Source organism: bacterium (assembly GCA_035703895.1).
In the GTDB taxonomy this organism is placed as follows: domain Bacteria; phylum Sysuimicrobiota; class Sysuimicrobiia; order Sysuimicrobiales; family Segetimicrobiaceae; genus Segetimicrobium.
This window is the reverse complement of sequence record DASSXJ010000002.1, coordinates 1-3,528: the sequence shown is the minus strand read 5'-3', so window position 1 is coordinate 3,528 and position 3,528 is coordinate 1. Positions and strand designations below refer to the sequence as shown.

Below are 3,528 nucleotides of genomic sequence, written 5' to 3'. Positions count from 1 at the left end.
CCCGATCCCCAGCCGTTCGGTGAGCGGGGCGTAGATCTCCAGGGTCTCCGCGGCCGTGCGTTTCTGCTTCCACTCCGGGATGTACTCGATCGTACGCAGGTTGTGGACGCGGTCGGCCAGCTTGATCAGGATGATCCGGATATCGTTGGCCATCGCCAGGAACATCTTGCGGAGGTTCTCCGCCTGGCGCTCTTCCCGGCTCTTCCATTCGATGCGGCCCAGCTTGGTGATGCCGTCGACGAGTCCGGCGACCTCGGGGCCGAACTTCGACCGGATCTCCTCGATCGTGCGCGGCGTGTCCTCGGGCACATCGTGCAGCAGTGCCGCCGTGATCGTGACCGCGTCGAGACGCATCTCGGCCAGGATCGCGGCGACGGCGACGCTGTGGCTCACATACGGCTCGCCCGACGCCCGGGTCTGATCGGCGTGGGCCTCCCGTGCGAACAGGTACGCCCGCCGGAGGAGATCGATGTCTGCATGAGGCGTGACCGCCTTGACGCGGGCCAGCAGCTCGGTCGCGTCCGGCGGGAGCGTCTCCTCCGCGGTGCCCCGGATAAATTGAAACCGTTTCATCGATTCAGCACCACGCGGGGCGGAGGTGCCGCCGGTCGACCGTCATCGGCCCGTCCGGCGATCGCCTGGAGCAGCTCGAAGGGGCCGGCGCGGACGGCCCACTCGGCGCACAGCTCGAACGCCTCGCGCTCCCGCCGCCCCTCGCGATACCGAAGCGATGCCGCGAGATCCCGCCGCACCGTGGCGACACACTGAAACTCGGCTCCGTTGTCGAGCGCCTCGCGGGACACCACGCCCGCTTCCTCAAGGATCACCAGCGCCGCGTCAACGATCGACGGCACGAGCCCGGGTGACACCCCACTGAGGTACGCCCACGTCTGGTCGTCAGGCCACCGGAACGGTCGGGTTCCGCGCCACTGCGCGAGGACGCGATACAACGAAGCCAGCACGGCGCGATCCGGAGCGCACCCGTCGAGCGCCCGCCGCCGCCCCGGGATCTCGTCCGATCGGAACCCCACCGTGACCGAGACCGGACGCGCATCGAACCCGAGCATCCCCACGGCCTCGGCCAGGTATCCCCGGTCCGGCGGGAGGGACGAGACGACTACGTGGCGGACATCCCCGGGAAGCGTCTCCTCGTCGAGGGCCGGCGTGGCCACTAAGACCCCGATCCGGTTCTCCCGGAACGCCTGCACGATGATCTGACGCACGCGTCCCGGAAGGCCGCCGTGTAAGTACGCGACCCTGCCGTCCCCAGCGGCGCACTCGCGCAGCCGCGTCGCCAGGTGCACGCACTCCTCGCGCCCGGTAGCATACACTACGCACTTCTCGTCTCGGTTGATCACCTCCTCCACCAACCCGTCGAGGTCGGCGGCGCCTCTGCGATCGATCAACCGCACTCCGGTCCGCACCGCACCGTCCAGTGCGAGCACCGGTGCGGTCGCCGGCGTACCGGGGTTCACGAGGCAGAGCTGAGCGCCACGAGCCGCCTCGAGGAGCGGCGGAAGGGCCGAGCCGGGAATCCCATCGCACAGCACCATGGCGATCCGATCCGCGTGCGTCTCCACCCACCCTGCGGCCGCGATCTCCCAACTGACGACGACGACGTCCGCCTCGCCCGCGCGCAGGGCGGAGGCGGCGCGCTCGCGGTCCTGAACACTCTGGAGCCCGTGCGCGGAGTACACGCGGAGACCGAGGGGGTCTAGGCGTGCGCGGAGTTGGTCCGCACGATGCACCACCTGCCGGCGCAGGGGCGCCACGACGAGCGCGCACCCGCGGTCGCGCGGGGCCGCTGCCGCCGCTGTGGCGAGCAGACTGGCCACGCCGCGCCCCGGAGGCATTGTGATCGCGGCCGATGCTCCGCTGACGATCGCAGCGACCGCCTCGGCGTGCACGGGCGCCAGCGCATATCGGTCACGAAGGTGTGCGGTTGTCCGTTCGGCCCGATCGCGGCTGTCGAGATGCCCCCACGTCGGCCGGCCCGGCGGCGGGTCCCCGCACGGAGACTCCGATGACTCGTCTTCCCGCTCCAGCAAAATGTTGATGCCCGAGGACCGGTCGCCTCCCCCGGTGACCGCGGCTACGGTCGCGCGGTACCGGGCCCCGCCATCGATGGAAGGCGCCAGACGACCGGCGAGGCGAGCTCGGAGGTATCCCAGCGCCCGACCATCCGGCGTGACGACCTGGACGGCATGCGGGTCATGCGGGTTCGCCGGTTCGCGGATCAACCTGAGGCGATCTCCGGGACGAAGTGTGCCGACGATCTGTTGTCGTCCGTCGAACGTGACGCCGACCACCTTGGAGTAGAGCACGGCCGCGTCCTCCGCGGCTGAGTCGCGGGCCTCGGCCAAATACTCCGCCGACCGGGCAAACAGCCGGTCTATCAGGGCTCCGGTGTCCGTGAGCATCTGCTCCGGGTCGATCCCCGGCACATCGAGCGCGACGACCCGCAACCGTACGCGCTCCGGATGGAGGGGGTCGAATTCGGGGATCACCGCGAGATCCACAGGGACTTCGGTAAACGTCAGCAGCTCAGCGGGCGCCGCCATCCCAAAGCCGATCGCCTCAAGGATCGCTGCGCCGTCCGACACGTCCAACCGGAGATGACGCCCGTCTCCGATGACCCGCCGTTGGTGCGTCCGCACGCCTTTTACGGCGAACACGGGCTCCGGGTTGCCCGCTCCAAATGGACCGAGGCGCCCCACTTCGCGCACCAGGGGAACAGTGAGATCCACGAGCCGAACCTCGGCGTCGACAGGCAGACGGAACGCGCCGGCCTGGTCCACCCCCTGCGCCGCGGCGAGGGCATTGAAGGCCCTCCGAAACTCCTGGACGGCCTCCCGCGCGATCGACAATCCGGCCGCCATGGCGTGTCCCCCAAACCCGAGCAGGTGGGACTGACACGTTTTGAGGGCTTCGACAAGGTTGAACCCGGGGACGCTGCGGGCCGACCCCCGACCGGCGCCCTCGGCCAGGCCGATCGCGACGGCGGGACGGCAATAGCGTTCCGCGAGGCGTCCGGCGACAAGCCCGACGACGCCGGGATGCCATCCGTCGTCGGCCACGACGACCGCCGAGGCCGGGCCCTCTGCTTCAGCCTGCGTGATCGCCTCGGCCAGGGTCCGCTCGAGAATCTCCTGCCGCTCACGATTTGCGCGGTCCAGATCCTGGGCGAGGGCCCGGGCGCACTCTGCGTCGTCGGTGGTCAGGAGCCGGAGCGCGGGCGATGGATCGCCGAGCCGCCCGGGCGCGTTCAACCGGGGGGCCAGCTGCCACGACACGTGCCAGGTTGTGACAGGGCCGCTGATACCGGCGATGTCGGCGAGCGCCCTCAGACCGACGAGCGGGGCGGCGCCCATCTCCACGAGCCCGCCGGCGGCGATGCGGCGATTATCGTCAAGCAGCGGCACCACATCGGCCACGGTCCCGAGGGCCGCGAGCGAGGCCATCCCCGCGGCCACCGTGGGGCTCATCCCGAGCCGCCTCCGCAGCGCCGCCATGAACATGAACGCCAGG

2 protein-coding genes are annotated in these 3,528 nt (G+C 70.4%); both read right to left on the bottom strand.

What is annotated here, in order from left to right:
* Positions 1 to 573 (bottom strand): HD domain-containing protein (locus VFP86_00060; protein HET8998018.1); only part of this gene is annotated, 573 nt, incomplete at its 3' end.
* Positions 570 to 3,528 (bottom strand): DHHA1 domain-containing protein (locus VFP86_00055; GenBank protein HET8998017.1); only part of this gene is annotated, 2,959 nt, incomplete at its 5' end. The genes VFP86_00060 and VFP86_00055, both read right to left, overlap by 4 nt.